This window comes from Sinorhizobium medicae, assembly GCF_007827695.1.
Lineage (GTDB): Bacteria > Pseudomonadota > Alphaproteobacteria > Rhizobiales > Rhizobiaceae > Sinorhizobium > Sinorhizobium medicae.
In genome coordinates, this window is the sequence record NZ_VITA01000006.1 from 85,421 (window position 1) to 104,989 (window position 19,569).

Consider the following 19,569-nt stretch of genomic DNA (forward strand, 5'->3'; position numbering starts at 1 on the left):
CTCAATCCTTGCTCAGGAGCCACTGCCGCAGGATCACGATCAGCAATGAATAGGCGAGGAGCAGTGCCAGCAGCACCAGCGCGATCGCCGAGGCATAGCCGAAGTCGAGCCGCTTGAACGCCTGGGTGAAGATGTAGCTCGCGACGATCTGGGTGCGGTCCGCCGGGCCGCCATTTGTCATGACGATGATGAGATCGGCAAAATTGGAGATCCAGACCGTGCGCAGCAGAATGGTGATCGCGATCGTCGGCGCCAGGAAGGGAAGCGTGATCGAAAGGAAACGCTGCAGCGGGCCGGCGCCATCGATGCTCGCCGCCTCGTAAAGATCGCGCGGGATGGCCTGGAGTGCCGCCAGAAGCGTGATCGCGAAGAAGGGAATGCCCCACCAGATATTGGCGACGATCGGTCCCCACATGGCAAGCTGGGGATCGGACAGGATGTTGGTCGGCTGGCTCATGATGCCCATCGCAAAGAGCCAGTGCGGCAGCGGACCGACGACGGGGTTGAAGAGCCACGCCCAGTTGAGGCCTGCGAGGAAACTCGGCACCGCCCAGGGCAGGAAGACGAGCGCCTGCGCGACCGCACGGCCATGAAAGGGCTTGTCGAGCAGAAGCGCCAGGATGAGGCCGAAGGCGAACTGCAGGAAGACCGAGGCGCCGGTCCACCAGAGCGTGTTTCGCAGCGAGCGGAAGAAAGCCTGGTCCTGCGCGAGCGCGCGAAAATGATCGAGGCCGACGAAACCGCCGGAGAAGGGGTTGAGCAGCTGGATGTCGCGGAAAGCGTAGGAGATGCCGAGCACCAGAGGCACCAGCATGACCGTGACGATAAGGATGAGCGCCGGGGCGGTGTAGAGATAAGGCGCAGATGCGTCGGCGATCCGCTTCATCAGCGGCGGACGGATTGCGGGCAGGCCTTCATGGCGTGCGGCATAGGCCATCGATCGAAATTTCCCCTTTTTTGACCGCCGTTATGGACCGGCGTGCCTTCTTGTCATCAGGCGAGACGGCCGGCGGCGGCTGAACCGCCGCCGGTGCCCAGGCTATTTCTTGTTCGCGAGATATTTCTGCTGAGCCTTGGTCAGGTAGTCGGCCCACTGGTTGGCAAGTTCTTCCGGCGTGATGTCGCCGAGGAGAGCTTCCTGGGTCGTCTTGATGGCGAGCGAATCTTTGAAGAAGGCGAATTCTTCGAGATAGGTCGGCATGACCGTCAGCACGACGTCCTTGTCGGCGAGTTCGTCGAACCAGCCCTTGAACTGCGCGCTCGCATAAAAGGGGTCCTTTTCGGCCGACTTGTGAACGGGCAGCGCGCCGGTGCGCTTATTCCACTCGATATTGCCTTCCGGGCCTTCCAGCGTTTCGATCAGCTTCCAGGAGAGATCCTTGTTCTGGCTGGCGGCAAGGATCGACCAGCCGGCGAAGCCGATCGTGGTGAAGGCCTTGCCGCTCGGCCCCTTCGGCATGGTGGTCACGCCGAAATCCTCCGGCTTCATGCGCTGGGCAATAGCGATCAAGGCATCCGGGTCCTGGTCGAGAAAGGCGCAGGTGCCGCTGTAGAAGCCCGCGACGATCTCGTTGAAGCCCCAGTTGACGCTATCCTTCGGCGCCAGACCCTTCTTGTAGAGGTCGATGACCCAGGTGAGGCCTTTGATCCAGCCTTCGCTGTTCATCGTGGAAGTGCCGTCCTCGTTGAAGAACTTGTTGTCGCCGGCCATGGTCGCGCCGAACATCACCCAGCCGTTGAGCCCGCCCGGACCGCCGCGCAGGCAGTAACCGGATTTGCCCGGCAGCTTGGAGACCGCCTCGGAAGCCTTGACGAAGTCGTCCATCGTCTTCGGCGGTTCGGCGACACCCGCTTCGGAGAGCAGCTTCTTGTTGTAGAACATCGCCCGGAGATAGAAGCCGTAAGGCAACATGTAAGCTGTGTCGTTGACGTCCCGGCCGAGTTCGAGCGCGCGCTCGGTGAGGCCTGGCGTGTGCTCCCATTTTGCGAGATAGGGCTCGAGGCTTTCGAGCATGCCGTTATTGGCATAGAGCGACAGCCAGGTGTCGGGCATTTCCATGACATCGGGGATTTCGCCGGCCGATACCATGGTGGCGAATTTCTGGAAGGCTTCGCCCCAGGGCAGCGAAATGATCTCGACGGTCGTGCCGGGGTTCGCCTCTTCGAACTTGGCGACGATCGACTTCAGCGTTTCGGTGCGCTCGGGGCTGGTTATGACCTCCACGAGCTTCAGCTTCGTATCTGCAAGGGCGCTGCCGGCCATCAGGGTGGCAAGCAGGGCGGCTGTGATCAGTTTCCTCATTTTTGTTCCCTTTGTTCTCGCTGGTTGCGTGTTCGTCAGCCTGATGAAGCGGCTGTCATCGCCGCTTCGAGGTCGCTCCAGAGGGCCTCCGTTCCCTCCAGGCCGACATGGAGCCGTACCGACCGCGGTGAAATGCCGAAGGCTGCCGCGGAATTGGGCTCGGCTTTCTGTCGGAGGACGATTTCGCCCGGCACGATCAGGCTTTCGTGGCCGCCCCAGGAGACGCCGAGCTTGAACAGTTTCAGATGATCGGCGAAGCGCCGCACGTCGACGCCTTCGCGGAAGATGAAGGAGAAGAGGCCGGAGGTGCCGGAGAGACCCGGCGGAAGATGATTGCCGAGGCCGGGATGGCAAACGGTTTCGACCAGCGGATGCTCCGCCAGGCGACGGGCGACTGCAAGCGCCGAGCGCTCATGTGCCTTCATCCGGATCGGCAGGGTGCGCAAGCCGCGGATCAGGAGCCAGGCATCGAATGGTGAAAGCTTGCCACCGAGATAGGGATAGGCTTCCGAACGGATGCGGCCGATCAACGCGCTCGACCCGGCGACCACCCCGGCGACGACATCGCTATGGCCGCTCAGATATTTCGAGGCCGAGTGAATGACGAGGTCGACGCCAAGCGAGATCGGCTGCTGAAATACCGGGCTCGCCCAGCTGTTGTCGATGACCGTGACGATCCCTTGCTCTCGTGCAAGAGCCGCAAGCGATGCGACATCATGCGTGTCCATGACCCAGCTGGTCGGGCTTTCCATGTAGAAGAGCCTGGCGCCGGGAAGTGCTCTCGCCACCGCCTCCTCGTCTCGTCCGTCGACATAGGTGACTTCGATGCGCATGCGCTTCAGATGGGTGCCGAAGAGGCGGAACGCATCGGGATACACATGCTTCACGGAGACGATGCGGTCGCCCGGCTCCACGAAGGAGAGGACGCTCGATGAGATCGCCGACATGCCGCTGGCGAAGCCGATCGCATCCTCGGCGCCTTCGAGCTTTGCCAGCATCTCCTCGAAATGCCTGACCGTCGGATTGAGGCCGCGGGTGTAGATCGGCCGCACGCGCTCGCCTCGATAGGAGGAGAGCATCTCGTCATAATCCTTGAAGGTGAAGAGCGAGGTCTGGACGATCGGGGGAACGACGGCATCGAAAGCGTTGCTCTCGTCATGCGCGACAATCAGGGAGGCTCTCTCGAACGGATCGAGACCGTTGCTCATTTGGACATTTCCTTGATGTCTTCCTCGACGACTGCGAGGATTTTCAGCGTTTCCGCCCGCGCGGCCTCGGCGTCCTTAGCCGCGATCGCGTTGAACAGCGTCCTGTGAAAGGGAAAGGAGCGCCGGGCAAAGTCCGACCGGTTGAAGGGCTCGTCCCAGAAGCGCTCGAAAGCTTCGCGCATCTGTTCGAGCAGTTGCTTGAACAGCGGATTATGGGTCGCGTCGTAGATCGCGAGATGAAAGGCGAGGTCCTCCGGGCCCGACGTTCCCTTGGCGAGATGGACCCGTTCCATTTCGTCGAGCTTCGTCTCGATGTTGACGAGGTCGGCTTCCGTGCGGCGTCTGGAGGCGACCATGCCGGCCTCGACCTCGATGCCGCGCCGCACTTCAAGCGTCTGCAGCAGGGCGTCTCGCAGGTGCCGGGTATCGAGTGCAAGCGGCATGTGGATGGTCCCGGGAGAAATGGTGCGCAGGAGATAGGTACCGCTGCCCTTGCGCGCCTCAACGACACCGAGCGCCTGAAAATGGCTCAGCACCTCGCGAATGGTGGAGCGGCCGACGGCAAGCGCCGCCATTAGTTCCCGCTCGGCCGGCAGCCGGTCCCCCGGGTTCAGCCCCGATCTTTGAATGTATTCGGCAAGTGCGGATATCACCTGCTGCGCTCGATCCGCAGGCGGCAGGGGCAGGAGCATCGCTTTATCCTGCAGGCGCATCCGATTCTCCCAAGACCGGAATTGGTCTGACATCTGAGCAATATGCAGGGGATCGGAAAGAGGGTCAAGAGAGCCTCGGTCCTCATTGATGAAATGGTGCCGCGAAAGGGGCCGCAAGGGACGTGCGGTGAGGGGCAAACCAGGGTGGTAACCGACTGAGCAAACCCAGAGCTCGTTTATCCCGCAAGCGCGAGCAGCTTGCCGATCGCCTGCTGATCGAAGCCGCCTATTCCCTCGCGGATATCGGCGGCGATGGCTTCCGCTACGGCGTTCTCATCGCGCCGCCTCAGGGCATCGATGGCCTCGCGGTGACGATCGACGACGTAGAATTCGTTGACGTGTTCCATGGCGATGCCGAGGATCGGGCCGAGCTGCAGCCAGAGGCTCTCGATGAGCGGGACAGCAACCTGATCAGGATTGGCCGAATAGATCTGCCGGTGAAATTCCTGATTGGCGATCAGCGCCTGCGCTTTCTGTCCGGAGAGAATCGCGGCCTCGATTCCATCGTCCAGCACCGCGATGCGGTCGATCTGCCGGTCGGAAAGATGAGCAACGGCCCTGCGGGCGGCGTGGCTTTCAAGCACGATGCGGAGAGAGATGAGCTCCTCGAAGCGCGCGGGCGATATCCGCGGCACGACGATGCGCCTGTTCTGGAGAAATTGCAGGGCGCCGATCGAGGTCAGCTGCCGCAGGGCTTCGCGCACGGGCGTCGGGCTGCTCTCCAGCGCATCCGCGAGGCCGCGTATGGTGACGGAGGTGCCGGGACGAAAGGCGCCGACCATGATTGCCTGCCTGAGGCGCGAGAAGGCATAGTCGTGAGTCGTGATGCCTTCCGGACGATCAAGGGCGGGCAGGACAAGGGTCTTCAAGGCGACGACTCCGGCACCCGGTCGTTGGATCCAGCCGATCCTGTCGGCTCGCTTCAGCTTGACTCTAAATCATCAAAGATGTCAATTTCTGATAAATGTGATCACAAAAAGAAATTCGATATGTCATTTGATGTGGACGACACGGAAGCCTTTCAGGCCTGGATCGATCAGAACGGCCCGATAGAGAGTATTCAGGCGGTCATTTGCGACCTGAACGGGATCATGCGCGGCAAGCGCGTGCCGGTGGAGCAGGCCGCGAAGGTGCTCGGCGGCGGTATCCGCATGCCGCTTTCGATCGTCGGCGTCGACGTTTGGGGCGAGGACATCATCGGCAGCGAACAGGTCTTTGCGACCGGCGATCGCGACGGCATCTGCGGTGTGACCGGGCGAGGGGCCCTGCCGGTCAACTGGACGTCGCGGCCGAGCGCGCTGGTTCCGCTATGGCTCTTCGTAGAGGACGGCAGACCCTTTCTCGCCGACCCGCGGCAGGCCCTCGCGGCAATCGTGCGCGAATATCGCGAACTGGGCCTTCGCCCGGTGGTGGCGACGGAGCTTGAATTTTACCTCATAGATCCGGAGCCGGACAGCGCCGTCCCGCCGATCTCGCCTTATACCGGCAAGCGGCTCGATTCCGACGCTATCCTTTCGATCGACGAGCTCGACGACTTCGGCGAGTTCTTCTCCGACGTCTACAGGGAGTGCGCGCGGCAGAACGTTCCGGCGGATGCGGCGATCGCGGAGAACGGCATCGGCCAGTTCGAGATCAATCTGCTGCACAGCGACGATCCCCTGAAGGCGGCGGACGATGCGATCTTCTTCAAGCGTATCGTCAAGGGCGTCGCCCGCAAGCACGGTCTCGCCGCCACCTTCATGGCGAAGCCCTACGGCACCCGCTCCGGCAACGGCATGCACATTCATTTCAGCCTGCTCGACGAGGAGGGCAACAACGTCTTCGATGATGGCAGCGACGAGGGGGCGGCCGTGCTCAAACATGCGGTGGCCGGCCTCCTGCGCGGAATGGCCGAGACGACGCTGATGTTCGCCCCGCATTTCAATTCCTACCGGCGGCTGCGGCCCGACACGCATGCGCCGACCTCGATTTCCTGGGGCTACGAGAACCGCACCTCGGCAATCCGCATCCCGGGGGGCAATCCGGCGGCGCGGCGGATCGAACACCGCGTCGCCGGTGCGGACGCCAACCCCTATCTCGTCATTGCCGCTATCCTTGGAGCGGCGCTAGTCGGCATCCGCAACAAGTGGAAACCGCCGGTGCCGGTCGAGGGGCGTGCCTATGCGACCGAGCGGCTGCCCAAGATACCTGCCGACTGGGGCAGGCGGTCGACGCCTTCGAGGCCGGCCCGATCGCCGCCGAGATATTCGATCCCGTGCTTCGCTCCATGCTGATCGCCTGCAAGCGCCAGGAGATCGCCGGCTTCGCCGAGCAGGTCACGGACTACGAGTTTAGCGCCTATCTGGAAATCGTCTAATGGCAGAGAAGCAGACATCCTATGCAGGGAACGGCAGCTATCCGACGAGCTATTACGCCGCCTCGCGCAATATCATCCGCAACCCGGTGCGTCTGGAAGGCCGGATCGAGACCGACATCTGCATCGTCGGAGCGGGCTATTCGGGCCTGTCCACCGCCATCCATCTCGCCGAGAAGGGCTACAAGGTCACCGTGGTGGAGGGGGCGCAGGTGGGCTGGGGCGCGTCCGGACGAAATGGCGGTCAAATCGTCAACGGCCTCAATGCGGGTTTGTCGACGATCGAGCGCCGCTACGGCGAGGATGCCGCCCGCTTCATCGGCGGTCTGGTGCAGGAGGGCGGGCGGATCATCCGCCGGCTTGTCGAGCGGTATCAGATCGATTGCGATCTGAAGCCCGGCAACATCTATGCCGCCTATACCGGAGCGCATATGAAGGAGCTGGAGGCCAAACAGGCGCTCTGGCGCAAATATGGGATGGACGATCATCAGCTTCTCGACCGTGAAGCGCTGCGCAGGTTCGTGGTTTCGGATGCCTATTGCGGCGGCATGCTCGACATGACCGGCGGCCACATGCATCCGCTCAATCTAGTGCTCGGAGAGGCACGCGCTTTCGAGAGCCTCGGCGGTGTGATCTACGAAATGTCGCCGGTGACCCGCGTCGAACACGAGGCGGCGCGGCCGGTCGTGCACACGAAAGGCGGTGAGGTTTCCGCCCGCATCGTCGTGCTTTGCGGCAACGCTTATCTCGGCGATGCAGTGCCGAAGCTCGCCACCCGCGTCATGCCCGTTTCGACCCAGATGATCACCACCGAGCAGCTCGGTGAGGAACGCGCCCATTCGCTGATTCCGAGCGACATGTGCGTGGAGGATGTCCGCTACATCCTCGACTATTTCCGGCTGTCTGCCGACAAGCGGATGATTTTCGGCGGCGGCACCGTCTATGGCGGCACAGACCCGGCGGACGTCGTCGCAAAACTCAGGCCCAACCTCGAAAAGGTCTTTCCGCGCCTGAAGGGCGTGAAGATCGACTATGCCTGGAGCGGCAATTTCGCGCTCTCCTTCACGCGCGTGCCGCAAATGGGCCGGATCGGCAGCAACACCTATTTCGCCCATGGCTATAGCGGTCACGGCGTGACAGGCTCCCACCTGTTCGGCCGCATCCTTGCCGAAGCGATAAACGGCGACGCCTCACGCTTCGATGCCTTCGAGAAAATGCCGTGGTACCCGTTCCCCGGCGGGCGCATGTTACGGGCGCAATATTCGACGCTCGGGTCGTGGTGGTACATGTTCAAGGACGCAGTCGGCTGGTAGCTGGTTCGCTAAGCGCGAGCCGCCGGTCTTTTCACGGCAAGTTTTCAGTGCGAAACCGCACTATTCCGCACTTCATGGCGCCTGGTTAAACGAATTTTTCATTTCTCGTTTGATCACCGGGAAAATATTATCTAGAAAATCAATGGAGAATATAGGAGAACATCGGCAACAGGCCAACGCCCCAACAGCGGAGAGACAGAATGAACGCGACCAAGGCGATGACCCAATCCCGTTATACCGTCTGCAGTGCTCGGCGCGACAGGCACCCGACAGCCAGGCGCCTTACACACGCCGTCGCAGTGGCTGCTGCTTTCACTTTCGTTTCAGCGCTCCTCATCGGCGCGCTCTGAACAGTAAAGGCTGCAGGTGTCCATGCATCTGCAGCCGTTCACCTGGTGCCGTTTCTTCTCGCTCCTTTCTCGCCTTTCCGCCCTTGTCCGCGCGCAGCCGCCGTCGTAGCCTTGCCGCAACTTTAGAGACGGGAAGGAGAAGCGAATGCTCGACAAGCGGCAATTCTATATCGGTGGTGAATGGGTCGAGCCGGCCACGCAGAACGATCTTTTCGTACTCAACCCGGCGACCGAAAAGCCGATCGCGGTCATCTCGCTCGGCACCGCCGTCGATATCGACCGCGCCGTCGCGGCTGCAAAGAAAGCCTTCGCGAGCTATAGCCGGACCAGCGTCGAGGAGCGGCTGGCACTGCTCGAAAAGCTGCTCGCGATTTACAAGCGCCGCTACGACGAAATGGCCGACACGATCACCGCCGAACTCGGTGCTCCCAAGACGATGAGCAGAGAGCAGCAGGCCGAGGTGGGTGTCGGTCACCTGCAGGGTTTCATCGATGCGCTGAAGCGCTTGAAGCTTAGGGAGAAGCTGCCGAACGGAGACACGCTCCTGCGCGAGCCGATCGGCGTCTGCGGTCTTATCACGCCTTGGAACTGGCCTGTGAATCAGATCGCGCTCAAGGTCGTGCCGGCACTTGCGACAGGCTGCACCTGCATCCTGAAGCCAAGCGAGTTCACGCCGCTGAACGCGATGCTCTACGCCGAGATGATCGAGGAGGCGGGTTTCCCGGCGGGCGTTTTCAACCTCGTCAATGGTGACGGTATCCATGCGGGAGCGGCACTCTCCAAGCACAGGGACATCGACATGATGTCCTTCACCGGATCGACGCGCGCCGGTATCGCGGTCAGCAAGGATGCCGCCGACACGGTCAAACGCGTGACTCTCGAACTCGGCGGCAAGTCGCCGAACATCGTCTTCGCCGATGCGGATATCGAGGAACGGGTGACTGCAAGCATTCTCGAGTGCTTCAACAATTCCGGCCAGTCCTGCGACGCGCCGACACGCATGCTCGTCGAGCGCAGTGTCTATGACGAAGTCGTGGAGATCGCCCGGCGTGTCGGCATGGAGGCGAGGGTCGGCGATCCGACGAAGGAAGGCGCTCACATTGGCCCGCTGGTCAGCCATATTCAGTATGAGCGCGTGCAGACGCTGATCGAAGCCGGTGTTGCTGAAGGCGCGACGCTCCTCGCCGGCGGCCCGGGCAAACCCGAAGGTTTCGAGTCCGGCTATTTCGTCCGGCCGACAATCTTCGCCAATGTCGATAATTCCATGCGGATCGCGCGCGAGGAAGTGTTCGGCCCGGTCCTTTCGATCATGCCATTCGATACCGAAGAGGAGGCGGTCGCGGTCGCCAACGACACCAATTACGGTCTCGCCGCCTATGTCCAGACGCGCGACCGCGAAAGGGCGGAGCGGGTGGCATCCCGCCTGCGCGCCGGAATGGTGCACATCAACGGCGGTCCGCACCGTTACGGAAGTCCCTTCGGCGGCTACAAGCAGTCGGGCAACGGCCGCGAGGGCGGGATGTTCGGGCTGGAGGATTTCCTGGAGGTGAAAACGGTTCACCTGCCCGACGCAGCCTGACTGCGTCAGCCTGGTACAGGACCCAGCAGCGCCGCGTCTGCGGCCCGGGAAAGACTTTTCATTCCAGCGGCTTGGACTGGCCGGGACTCCTGTGACGAGCACAGGAATGACGGAGTTGGGGAGGGACGGGGCGATATCGCAGCGGCGAGGCGTTAAGGACCTGTCGTGCAGCGTGTTTCGCGGTGCCGGCAGAAACGGCCCGTGTAGCCGTTTTTCGCCTACCGGCCGAATTCGACTGTCGTTCGAGGCGTTGTTCTGCTAGCTCGCTTGCCGCGTCATCGTTTCTGTGGCGCTGCCCCATCCACCGGACATCGCCGTGACCCAAGCCGTCAGTTCCGCCGCTTCCCATAACCGACTAGCCATGGCCGCGCTCATTCTCGGCGGCGCGGCGATCGGCGGGTCGCCGATCTTCGTGCGGCTCTCGGAAGCGGGGCCGATGGCGACAGCTTTCTGGCGCGTGGCGTTGGCGTTGATCCCGCTGGTCGCCTGGTCTCAACTTCGCAACGGAACGGCCGGCGACAGGTCCCCCAAGGGCTTGTCCGATTTCATCGCGCTCGCCCTGCCGGGTGTGTTTCTCGCCGTCGATCTCGGTGCCTGGCACCTCGCGCTGACCATGACCTCGGTTGCCAATGCGACGTTGCTTGCCAATCTGGCGCCGGTCTTCCTGACGCTGGCGGGGTGGGCGCTGTTTCGCTCCGCCGTCAGCGGCATCTTCGTGGCTGGCCTCGCCACGGCTATCGCCGGCGTTGTCGTCCTGAAGGGCGGTCCGGCTGCACTCGGCGGCGGCGATCTCGCCGGCGATGGCATCGCCATCGTCGCGGCCGCCTTCTACGCCGGATACATTCTCGCCATCGGACGCCTGCGAAGCCGTTTCAGCACCAACCGGATCATGATCTGGAGCACCGCATCGGCAGCCGTCTGCATGCTGCCGATGGCCTTGCTCACGGAGCAGGCGCTCCTCCCGCTGACCGCCTTCGGCTGGGCCATGCTCTTCGGTCTTGCCTTTGTCAGCCACGCCGGCGGCCAGGTGGCGATCACCTACGCCCTCGCTTTTCTGCCGCCGGCCTTTTCTTCGCTGACGCTGCTTCTGCAGCCGGTCGTGGCTGCGCTGCTCGCCTGGGTCCTGCTGAGCGAACCGGTGGGCATCATGCAGGCGATCGGCGGGGCGATCGTGCTGGCCGGAATCCTGATCGCCCGGCGCGGTTGATTCCGGGAAGAGTGCACAACGGCTTCCATCCGGAATTGAGGAAAACAAGAGGGAGCAACTCAACGCATCCTGCTCTCGATTTTGGAACCACTCAGATTCCGGGCAACTCGAATCCCGCGAGGCGCTCTTCAAGCTTCACGATTGTCGCCACGTCGGCATTGGCGAAGGCGAAGCGGAGGTAGTTTTCCTGACCCTCGCCGAAATAGTCACCTGGAAGGCAGAGGACGCCTGCAAGTTTGGCCAGCTTCTCAGCGACGAAGTGCGATTCGATGTCGGGGAAGGGGTGGCGGATATAGGCGAAATAGGCGCCTACCGCTTGCAGCTTCCATTGCGGTAGTCGGGTCATGATCCCCCTCAGCGCCTCGGCGCGGCCGGCGATCTCGCCGCGATTGGCGAGCCGCCAGTCGGCGAGCGCCGGCAGTGCCCTGGCGACGGCCGCCTGGGGGGCGCGCGGCGCGCAGATCTGAAGATTGTCCATGATCTTGGCGACCTGCTCCACGACCCGCTTTCCGGTGGTGATCGCGCCCAGACGATGCCCCGGAATGCAGAAGGATTTGGAGAAGCTGTAGAGGCCGATGAAGCCGTCCTCCCAGCCCGGCGTTCGAAGCAGGCCGTGCGGCGCGGCGGCCGCATCCGGCAGGAAGTCGCGATAGGTTTCGTCCAGAATGAGCCACGTGCCGTTGGCGCGGCAGAGTTCGTAGAGGCGCTGCAGCAGTTCGGGAGGATAAACCGCTCCTGTGGGATTGTTGGGCGAAACGAGCGCGAGCGCCCGGATTCCCGGCCGCAAGGCCGAGGCAATGGTTTCGACCTCGGGCAGGAAACCGGCGCCCGCGTCCAGCGGCGCAAGCTCGACATTGATCCCCAACATCGCCAGCGTCGTCTCCTGGTTGAAGTAATAGGGATTGGTCATCAGCACCGTATCGCCCGCTCCGGCGACGGCCATCGCGGCTGCGATGAAGGCCTGGTTGCAGCCCGAGGTGATGTGGATATTGCCGGCGGTGACCGCCGCGCCATAAAGCGCCGCCACGTGCTCGGCATAGGCGTGCCGCAGTTCCGCTTCACCCTCGATCGCGCCATAGCCGGTATAGGCCGCCGATGCCGCGGCTTCGCCCAGCCATTTCAGCAGATCGGGATGAGCGGGATATCCTGGCACGGCCTGCGAGAGATCGATCAGCGGCCCCTTTGCCCTGTCATAGGCTTTCCCCCATGCGAGCACCGAAGGCACCGGCGGTGGCGAGAGCTTTTCGACAAGGGGATTGAAATGCGGCATGGCGGATTTCCTGTTGCTGGTAATGTGCGGGGGCGCGAGGGTCGTCGCCCGTCCGGTATCATGACTTCAACCTGCGCTTTTGCGGCCGTTCGATGCGCTGGCTGCGCGGCGAGGAAACGTGTTGAATACTCTCCGGCTTGGGTACACGGCTGCGGATAACCGTGCGGGCGGATATCTGCAACTCCGGCATTGGGTCGCTTTCGAGTGCGGCAAAAAGCCAGTCGATGAAAACGCGCACGATCGGCGCGGCGCGCACCTCGTTGCGGCAGGCAATGAAGAAGGCGTCATTGGCCGGAACCGTCAGGTCGAAGGGGGCGATCAACTCGCCGCGGGCGATCAGGCTGCCGGCGGTGATTGTGTCGCCGAGCGCAACGCCCTGATTGTGGAGCGCCGCCTCGGTCGAAAGGCGTGCATCGCTCATGAAATGCTGGCGGCCGCGCTGCAGGTCGGTCGCGTCGGCTGCAGCGAGCCAGGTGTTCCATTCGCGGCCGTCGTCGCCATGCAGCATCACGTGGTCCCGCAAGTCCCGGATGGAGCGCAGCGGTCTCATATTGAGAAGCGTCGGGCTGACGACCGGAAAAAGCGCGAGCCGGCTCCAGAGCCTTGCCCAGCAATCCTGCCAGTTGCCGTCCCCATAGAGAAGGCAGACATCGACGTCGGGGGAATCGAGGTGAGCCTCGTCATTGGAGGCGATCAGCCTCAACTGGACATCGGGGAACTGCTCGGTGAAGAGGTGCAGACGGGGGATCATCCAGAAGGAGAGCAATGCCGGGACGCAGGTGACGGTAAGCTCGCCGCTGGTCGCAGGCCGCGTCATCGCCGCTGTCGCGGCTGCGATTTCGGCGAAGGCATGCGTGACCGCCGGCAGAAGCAATGCACCCTGCGGCGTCAGCTTCAATCTCTTGCCCCCACGCTCGAAAAGGGGCGCGTTGAAGGAAGCTTCGAGCGCGCGGATCTGGTGACTGACGGCCCCGTGGGTGACGTTGAGCTCACGCGCCGCGGCGGAAACGGAGCCGCGCCGGGCCGTTGCCTCGAAGGCGCGAAGCGGGTTCAGCGGGGGCAGGCGGCTCGACAAGAAACAACTCCGGGAGAGGCGATGAGCATGTGAATTTTTCTCACACTAAATGCTATAACAATGTCAATTGATTTTCCAGAAGATTTGTCTCCTAATATGCGCAACAAGGCACAAGAAGCCGGGGAACCTGATCGCGCCGCTTCGGATCGGCAATGCGCAAGACTTGGCTTGCGGAGCATCATGTGCGAGCCCCCGGCCGAACGAAACGGAGGTCCGCCGCATGGCTTGGGATGAACAGAAACTCAACGAACTGAAGGCGAAATATGGCGAAAGCCATGGCGGAGAGCTCTTTGATCCGACCTTTCGCAAGGTTGCGGACAAGATCTTCACGAAGAGCGGCACGCGGCTGGCACCCTATTCCGGCATACCGACGTTCCTGACCGCTCCCCAGATGCCTGTTGAGGCCGAGAATCCGGATTTCGGAAACCTTCAGGTGGCGATGATCGGCGTTCCCATGGACCTCGGCGTCACCAATCGTCCGGGTGCGCGCTTCGGGCCGCGGGCGCTTCGCGCGATCGAGCGCATCGGCCCCTATAACCACGTGCTCGGCTGTGCTCCCGTGCATGATCTTCGGGTCGCCGATATCGGTGATGTTCCCTTCCGCAGCCGCTACCGGCTTGAAATCAGCCACGAGGACATCGAAACGCGGATCCACCAGATCGTCGATGCGGGTGTCGTGCCGCTCTCGGTCGGCGGCGACCATTCGATCACGCATCCGATCCTCAAGGCCGTCGGCAGGAAGCAGCCGGTCGGCATGATCCATATCGACGCGCATTGCGATACCGGCGGCGCTTTCGATCTCACCAAGTTCCACCACGGCGGCCCGTTCCGCAACGCCGTTCTCGACGGTGTGCTCGATCCGACCCGCGTCGTCCAGATCGGCATCCGTGGTTCTGCCGAATATCTGTGGGAGTTCTCCTACGAGTCCGGCATGACGGTCATTCATGCGGAGGAGGTCGGTGGGCGGGGCATTCCCGCGATCATCGAGAAGGCAAAGAAGATCGTCGGCGATGGCCCGACCTATCTTTCCTTCGATATCGACAGCCTTGATCCGAGCTTCGCGCCTGGCACCGGTACGCCCGAAGTCGGGGGCCTGACCACCCGTGAGGTCCTGGAGTTGATCCGTGGGCTGAAGGGCGTCAATCTCGTCGGTGGCGATGTCGTCGAAGTGGCGCCGCAATACGACGCGACCACCAATACCGCTCACGCCGGCGCCCAGGTGCTCTTCGAGATACTGAGCCTGATGGTCTTCAGTCCGTCCGTTACAGCCAAAGGCTGATGCATTGAAGAATGATCCGGTGCCGTTGCTCGTGGCGGGCAGGGGCGGATCACGGTAATCTGAAGGACGACGGTTGACATTCCGCTGATGCGCGGCGGGGACCAAAAGCGCAAAGAATCAACTAGAACAAGGGAACGCGGCCAACAGCCGCCAAAGAACAAAGGAGACATGCGATGATCATCAATTCCATCAAGCGGCGCACGCTGCTCGGTGCGGGGCTTGCCGGCGCCTCGGTGCTGGCGATGCCCTCGGTGCTGCGGGCGCAAGACAGGTCGCTGAAAGTCGGCGTCTATGGCGGCTACTTCAAGGACTCGTTCGACAAAAACATCTTCCCCGAATTCACCAAGGCATCGGGCATCGCGATCGAATCCGTCGCCGAGCCTACCGGCGAGGCGTGGCTCGTCCAGCTCGAACAGGCCGCCCGTGCCGGACAGGCGCCCGCGGACGTTTCCATGATGTCGCAGGTGGCGATGCTGAAAGGGCAGGCGACTGATCTCTGGACCCCGATCGACATGGCGAAGATCAAGAACGGCTCGAACCTGATCGAGCGATTCGTCAACAAGTATCCGGACGGCCGCATCGCCGGTATCGGAGCCGTCTCCTGGTACATCACGCTCGTGACCAACACCGACAGCTACAAGGAGGCGCCGACCTCATGGGAGGCGTTCTGGGATCCGGCGAATGCCGACAAGCTCGGTCTCCTGGCGCTGGTTTCCAATTCCTTCCTGCTCGAAGTAACCGCCAAGACCTTCATGGGCGGCACCAATGCGTTGGACACGGAAGAAGGGATTCTCAAGGCATTCGAGAAGCTGGCCGAGGTGAAGCCGAACGTCCGCCTCTGGTACCGCGACGAAGCGCAGTTCGAGCAGGCGCTGAAATCGGGCGAAATCCCGATGGGACAATATTATCATGACGTCACGGGCCTCGCGGCGGCCGACGGTCACCCGGTCCGTTCCACCTTCCCGAAGGAGGGCGGCATCCAGGATTCCGGCTGCTGGGCCGTGTCGCGTGCCTCTCAGAAGGTCGAAGAAGCGCATATCTTCATCGATTACATGTGCCAGCCCGCGGTTCAGGCAACGCTCTCGCGCAAGGTTGGCACCTCGCCGACGGTCAAGCGCGAGTCCACCGATCTGACGGACAAGGAGTTTGCCGGCGTTTCCTCGGACATCGAGCCGATCGTTCCGCGCTACGACCTCTACCAGACGAAGTCGGATTGGCTGAACCAGAAATGGACGGAGCTGATCGTCGGCTGAGACCTGACACGGCGACGCCGCCTCGGTCTTACCGGGGCGGCGCATTGGACGCACGGACCTTAAACCGGGAGCGGTTTAGGGATAAGCTGATGTGGAATCTTTCAAAATGTCACCGCGGCAGCGCCTCTGACGTGGCCGGTGACAGCCGCGTATGAGGCCAGAAACGGGGAAATTATGTCGGGACTTGCCCTTCAAAACGTCGTCAAGGAATTCGGATCGTTCAGGGCCGTCAACGATGTCGACCTGACGGTGCCGCACGGAACGTTCGTCTGCATGCTCGGGCCGTCGGGTTGCGGCAAGACCACGCTCCTGCGCATGATTGCCGGTCTCGACCTGCCGACCTCGGGTGCCATAGGGCTCGACGGCGAGGACATCACCCGTGTTCCGACGCATAAGCGCAATCTCGGCATGGTCTTTCAGTCGCTTGCGCTGTTTCCACATCTGACCGTCGGCGAGAACATTGCCTATCCCCTGCGCATTCGCGGCGCGCCGAAGGAAGACCAGAGAAAGCGGGTGGACGAACTCCTGTCGATGATCCACCTGTCGGGCTATGCCGACCGGCCGGTTTCGAAGCTGTCCGGCGGCCAGCGCCAGCGTGTGGCAATTGCCCGGGCGTTGGCTATATCGCCGAAGCTCTTCCTGCTCGACGAACCGCTGTCGGCGCTCGATGCCAAGCTGCGCGAAGCGATGCAGGTCGAACTCAGGCAGTTGCAGCAGAAGCTCGGCATCACCACCATCGTCGTCACCCATGACCAGCGTGAGGCGATGACCATGGCCGACACGGTCGTCGTCATGAATGGCGGCGAGATCCGGCAGGCCGCCTCGCCGATCGAGATCTACCGCCGGCCGGCCGACAGCTTCGTCGCCGACTTCATAGGCCAGACCAATCTGGTCGAGGCAGAAACGGACAGGTCCGGCCGTGTGACGGTGTTCGGTCAGCCGGTTCCAGGTCTCGACCTGCCCGCCGGCGCGGCGAAGGCAATGCTTTCAATCCGTCCCGAGGACGTGCACCTGACCGCGCCGGGTGCGGGGGCGCTTACCGGCACGGTGACTTTCGTGCGCGATCTCGGCGGTACGATCGAGACATTCGTCGACGTCGCCGGCCGGCAGATCGTCGCCGTCTCCACGCCGCGTGCGCGGCCGGAGGTCACGGTAGGGCAGCAGGTCGGCATTGGTCTCACGCCTGATGTTTGCGTGGTGCTCGCCAAATGAGACGCGAACCGCCCCGGACCCTCGCCGACTATCTGCCGCTTTTCTTCCCCGCGGGCATGCTCACGATTTTCTTCGTGGTACCCTTCGGCACGATGATCGCCGTCAGTTTCTTTCAGCGCCAGCAGGGCGGCTTCTATACGCCGGCCTTCGTTTACGACAATTATGCCCGCTTCCTCTCGGCCTTCTTCGGCGGTGTGCTTGGCTTTTCGCTGATGTTGGCGATCACGGTCGCCCTGTGCTGCGTCGTGTTGGCGCTGCCCTTCACCTATCTGCTCACGCGCATGTCGCGCCGGGTCCAGGTGGTCTGGCTCGTGGCTCTGCTCTCCGTGCTTTCTCTCTCCGAAGTCATTATCGGCTTTGCGTGGTCGACCCTTTTCTCGCGCACTGCCGGCATCACCAACATCCTTGTTGCGCTCGGGCTCATGGGTGAGGCGAAGGCGCTTACTCCGAGCTTCGCCGCTGTGCTGACGGGCATGGTCTATCAAGCATTTCCCTACACGGTGCTCGTGCTTTTCCCTGCGCTCGTGCGCCTTGATCCGACGCTGACCGAAGCGGCACGCACGCTCGGCGCGTCCCCGCTCAGGGCGTTCTTCACCGTGGTGGTTCCAGCGCTGCGGAACACGATCACGGCCACGCTGATCATGGTCTTCATCTTCGCGCTCGGTTCCTATCTCTTGCCGCAGCTGCTCGGGCGGCCGCAGCACTGGACGCTCTCGGTGCTCATCACCGATCAGGCAATCTACCAGTCCAACATGCCGTTCGCCGCGGCGATGGCAGTGTTCCTCGTGCTGGTGACGCTGGGGCTGGTGGCGCTTACGGTGCTTGCCGGACGAAGGGGAGAAGCGGCATGACGTCTGCTTTCCGCACGCTCTATTTCTTCCTGATCGGCCTTTTTCTCGCGCTGCCGCTGATCGTCGTTGCCGGTGTCTCGGTCAATGCGAAGCAGACGCTCGCCTTCCCCCCCCCAGGGCTTCTCCACCTCATGGTATGGCGAGATCTTCCTGAACCCGGAATGGCGCAGCGCACTTTTCGCCTCGGTGACGCTGGCGCTTCTTTCGGCCGCACTTGCGGTCGCGATCGCGCTGCCGCTCGCCTGGTTTCTGTGGCGCCGCGTGGCGCCCTGGGCGAACATCTTCCAGCTTCTGGGCGTCGCGCCCTTCACCCTGCCTCCGGTCATTACGGCGCTCGGCCTGCTCACCTTCTGGGCGACCGCAGGCTTCTATGGGCAGCCCTGGACCGCCGTCGTCAGCCATGCGATCTTTTTTGTCACGCTGCCGCTGGTGACGCTGTCGCTTGGCTTCACCTCGATCGATCGGTCGCTGGTCGAAGCGGCCTCTACGATGGGCGCGGATGACCGCACGATCTTTCGCACCATCGTTCTGCCGCTTATCCTGCCTTACATCGTCTCCGGCTACGCATTCGCTTTCGTGCTCTCGCTCAACGAATATATCGTTGCTTACATGACCGTCGGCTTCACCATGGAGACGCTGCCGATCAAGATCTTCAACGCGCTTCGGTACGGCTATACGCCGACCATGGCCTCCGTGACGGTCCTTTTCGTCGTGACGGCTGCGGTGATCTTCAGCCTCGTCGCCCGCTTCGGAGATCTGCCGAAGCTGCTCGGCGCCATGTCATCGGACGGAAAGTAGATGAAGCTCGCCGTTCTGCAGATGAAGAGCACCGGCGGCGACGTTGCCGCCAATCTCGCCCGCATCGGGCGGGCGGCGATCGACGCTTCCGGCAAGGGCGCGACCCTGCTCGTCGCGCCCGAACTCGCAATCACCGGCTATGGCGCGGGGGAAGCGATCGTCGAACTTGCCGAGCCGCCGGATGGGCCGATCGTTCAGGAATTGCGACGCATCTCACGGCAGACCGGCACCGCCATCATCGCCGGTTTCGCAGAGCAAAGCGGGCACACCGTCTACAACAGCGCCGTTCATGTCGACGGCGATACGGCACCGACCGTCTACCGGAAGTCGCATCTCTACGGCGATTACGAGCGTTCGCTGTTCAGCCCGGCCGAGCCGTCGACGCGCCTCTTCGAACATCGGGGCGTCACCTGCGGCATGCTGATATGCTACGACGTGGAATTTCCTGAAAACGTCCGCCGGCTGGCGCTCGCGGGCGCCGATGCGGTGCTGGTGCCGACCGCTCTTCCGGCCGGCTGGTCCGGCACCTTCATCGCCGAGCACATGATCCAGACGAGGGCTTTCGAGAATCAGGTTTTCGTCGCTTACGCCAACCACTGCGGCTCGGACGATATGTTCTCCTTTGCGGGAATGTCGCGTATTGCGTCACCGGATGGCCAGGTCATGGCAAAGAGCGGCTCCACGGATGAGACCCTGATTTTCGCCGAAATCGACCCGCAGGCATTTGCCATTTCCCGGGCGGAGAATACTTATCTCAATGACTTGCAACGCGACTGATCTGCCGCATCGTTCTTAAATGGAGGACA

At 62.6% G+C, this 19,569-nt stretch carries 16 protein-coding genes and 2 pseudogenes; 11 read left to right on the top strand and 7 right to left on the bottom strand.

Going from position 1 to position 19,569, the window contains the following annotated elements; translation table 11 throughout:
- Position 1: 1 nt before the first annotated feature.
- The 5 genes from FB009_RS12090 to FB009_RS12110 all read right to left on the bottom strand — a co-directional run bounded on the left by FB009_RS12090 (position 2) and on the right by FB009_RS12110 (position 5,092).
- Complete coding sequence (locus tag FB009_RS12090) at positions 2–937, bottom strand: carbohydrate ABC transporter permease (protein WP_012066644.1); 936 nt, start codon at positions 935–937, stop codon at positions 2–4.
- Positions 938–1,039: 102 nt separating this feature from the next.
- Positions 1,040–2,302: an ABC transporter substrate-binding protein gene (locus FB009_RS12095; protein ID WP_012066643.1), complete on the bottom strand. Its 1,263-nt coding sequence runs from the start codon at positions 2,300–2,302 to the stop codon at positions 1,040–1,042.
- Positions 2,303–2,337: 35 nt separating this feature from the next.
- Positions 2,338–3,510 carry a PLP-dependent transferase gene (locus tag FB009_RS12100; protein ID WP_012066642.1) on the bottom strand — a complete coding sequence of 391 codons (1,173 nt, stop codon included), beginning with the start codon at positions 3,508–3,510 and terminating at the stop codon, positions 2,338–2,340.
- Positions 3,507–4,223, bottom strand: a complete 717-nt coding sequence (locus tag FB009_RS12105; protein WP_012066641.1) for a FadR/GntR family transcriptional regulator — start codon at positions 4,221–4,223, stop codon at positions 3,507–3,509. Before FB009_RS12105 ends, FB009_RS12100 begins: the two co-directional genes overlap by 4 nt.
- A 176-nt stretch (positions 4,224–4,399) precedes the next feature.
- Positions 4,400–5,092, bottom strand: a complete 693-nt coding sequence (locus tag FB009_RS12110) for a GntR family transcriptional regulator (protein WP_012066640.1) — start codon at positions 5,090–5,092, stop codon at positions 4,400–4,402.
- A gap of 120 nt (positions 5,093–5,212) precedes the next feature.
- On the opposite strand from FB009_RS12110, the pseudogene FB009_RS12115 reads away from it, so the two are divergent.
- The 5 genes and pseudogenes from FB009_RS12115 to FB009_RS12130 all read left to right on the top strand — a co-directional run bounded on the left by FB009_RS12115 (position 5,213) and on the right by FB009_RS12130 (position 11,025).
- A pseudogene (locus FB009_RS12115) lies at positions 5,213–6,579 on the top strand (glutamine synthetase family protein).
- On the top strand, positions 6,579–7,889 hold the full coding sequence (locus tag FB009_RS12120; RefSeq protein WP_012066638.1) for an NAD(P)/FAD-dependent oxidoreductase: 1,311 nt from the start codon (positions 6,579–6,581) through the stop codon (positions 7,887–7,889). The pseudogene FB009_RS12115 and the gene FB009_RS12120 overlap by 1 nt, the downstream one beginning before the upstream one ends.
- 200 nt (positions 7,890–8,089) lie before the next feature.
- The gene (locus tag FB009_RS32695) at positions 8,090–8,239 is read left to right on the top strand and encodes a hypothetical protein (RefSeq protein ID WP_018011162.1); all 150 of its coding nucleotides are present in this window, start codon (positions 8,090–8,092) and stop codon (positions 8,237–8,239) included.
- Between the two features lie 145 nt (positions 8,240–8,384).
- Positions 8,385–9,818: an aldehyde dehydrogenase family protein gene (locus FB009_RS12125; RefSeq protein WP_012066637.1), complete on the top strand. Its 1,434-nt coding sequence runs from the start codon at positions 8,385–8,387 to the stop codon at positions 9,816–9,818.
- A gap of 316 nt (positions 9,819–10,134) precedes the next feature.
- On the top strand, positions 10,135–11,025 hold the full coding sequence (locus FB009_RS12130; RefSeq protein ID WP_033051251.1) for a DMT family transporter: 891 nt from the start codon (positions 10,135–10,137) through the stop codon (positions 11,023–11,025).
- Positions 11,026–11,116: 91 nt separating this feature from the next.
- On the opposite strand, the gene FB009_RS12135 is transcribed toward FB009_RS12130, so the two are convergent.
- Together FB009_RS12135 and FB009_RS12140 are read right to left on the bottom strand one after the other, a co-directional pair.
- Positions 11,117–12,295 (bottom strand): aminotransferase, encoded by a 1,179-nt coding sequence (locus FB009_RS12135; protein ID WP_012066635.1) that lies wholly within the window; start codon positions 12,293–12,295, stop codon positions 11,117–11,119.
- A gap of 58 nt (positions 12,296–12,353) precedes the next feature.
- Complete coding sequence (locus FB009_RS12140; protein ID WP_012066634.1) at positions 12,354–13,370, bottom strand: LysR substrate-binding domain-containing protein; 1,017 nt, start codon at positions 13,368–13,370, stop codon at positions 12,354–12,356.
- A gap of 220 nt (positions 13,371–13,590) precedes the next feature.
- On the opposite strand from FB009_RS12140, the gene speB reads away from it, so the two are divergent.
- The 6 genes and pseudogenes from speB to FB009_RS12170 all read left to right on the top strand — a co-directional run bounded on the left by speB (position 13,591) and on the right by FB009_RS12170 (position 19,540).
- Positions 13,591–14,649 carry an agmatinase gene (gene speB, locus FB009_RS12145; protein WP_012066633.1) on the top strand — a complete coding sequence of 353 codons (1,059 nt, stop codon included), beginning with the start codon at positions 13,591–13,593 and terminating at the stop codon, positions 14,647–14,649.
- Positions 14,650–14,822: 173 nt separating this feature from the next.
- The gene (locus tag FB009_RS12150) at positions 14,823–15,902 is read left to right on the top strand and encodes an ABC transporter substrate-binding protein (protein WP_012066632.1); all 1,080 of its coding nucleotides are present in this window, start codon (positions 14,823–14,825) and stop codon (positions 15,900–15,902) included.
- 174 nt (positions 15,903–16,076) lie between these two features.
- Positions 16,077–17,114 (top strand): ABC transporter ATP-binding protein, encoded by a 1,038-nt coding sequence (locus FB009_RS12155; RefSeq protein ID WP_012066631.1) that lies wholly within the window; start codon positions 16,077–16,079, stop codon positions 17,112–17,114.
- On the top strand, positions 17,111–17,965 hold the full coding sequence (locus tag FB009_RS12160; protein WP_012066630.1) for an ABC transporter permease: 855 nt from the start codon (positions 17,111–17,113) through the stop codon (positions 17,963–17,965). Before FB009_RS12155 ends, FB009_RS12160 begins: the two co-directional genes overlap by 4 nt.
- A pseudogene (locus FB009_RS12165) lies at positions 17,962–18,763 on the top strand (ABC transporter permease). The gene FB009_RS12160 and the pseudogene FB009_RS12165 overlap by 4 nt, the downstream one beginning before the upstream one ends.
- Positions 18,764–19,540, top strand: a complete 777-nt coding sequence (locus FB009_RS12170) for a carbon-nitrogen hydrolase family protein (RefSeq protein ID WP_012066628.1) — start codon at positions 18,764–18,766, stop codon at positions 19,538–19,540.
- Positions 19,541–19,569: the final 29 nt, after the last annotated feature.

Excerpts from the sequence above, each read along its gene's own strand:
- FB009_RS12135 (WP_012066635.1), bottom strand. The coding sequence starts at position 12,295 with ATGCCGCATTTCAATCCCCTTGTCGAAAAGCTCTCGCCACCGCCGGTG.
- FB009_RS32695 (WP_018011162.1), top strand. The coding sequence starts at position 8,090 with ATGAACGCGACCAAGGCGATGACCCAATCCCGTTATACCGTCTGCAGT.
- FB009_RS12170 (WP_012066628.1), top strand. The coding sequence starts at position 18,764 with ATGAAGCTCGCCGTTCTGCAGATGAAGAGCACCGGCGGCGACGTTGCC.
- FB009_RS12125 (WP_012066637.1), top strand. The coding sequence starts at position 8,385 with ATGCTCGACAAGCGGCAATTCTATATCGGTGGTGAATGGGTCGAGCCG.
- FB009_RS12150 (WP_012066632.1), top strand. The coding sequence starts at position 14,823 with ATGATCATCAATTCCATCAAGCGGCGCACGCTGCTCGGTGCGGGGCTT.
- FB009_RS12120 (WP_012066638.1), top strand. The coding sequence starts at position 6,579 with ATGGCAGAGAAGCAGACATCCTATGCAGGGAACGGCAGCTATCCGACG.
- FB009_RS12160 (WP_012066630.1), top strand. The coding sequence starts at position 17,111 with ATGAGACGCGAACCGCCCCGGACCCTCGCCGACTATCTGCCGCTTTTC.
- FB009_RS12155 (WP_012066631.1), top strand. The coding sequence starts at position 16,077 with ATGTCGGGACTTGCCCTTCAAAACGTCGTCAAGGAATTCGGATCGTTC.
- speB (WP_012066633.1), top strand. The coding sequence starts at position 13,591 with ATGGCTTGGGATGAACAGAAACTCAACGAACTGAAGGCGAAATATGGC.
- FB009_RS12090 (WP_012066644.1), bottom strand. The coding sequence starts at position 937 with ATGGCCTATGCCGCACGCCATGAAGGCCTGCCCGCAATCCGTCCGCCG.
- FB009_RS12100 (WP_012066642.1), bottom strand. The coding sequence starts at position 3,510 with ATGAGCAACGGTCTCGATCCGTTCGAGAGAGCCTCCCTGATTGTCGCG.
- FB009_RS12105 (WP_012066641.1), bottom strand. The coding sequence starts at position 4,223 with ATGCGCCTGCAGGATAAAGCGATGCTCCTGCCCCTGCCGCCTGCGGAT.
- FB009_RS12095 (WP_012066643.1), bottom strand. The coding sequence starts at position 2,302 with ATGAGGAAACTGATCACAGCCGCCCTGCTTGCCACCCTGATGGCCGGC.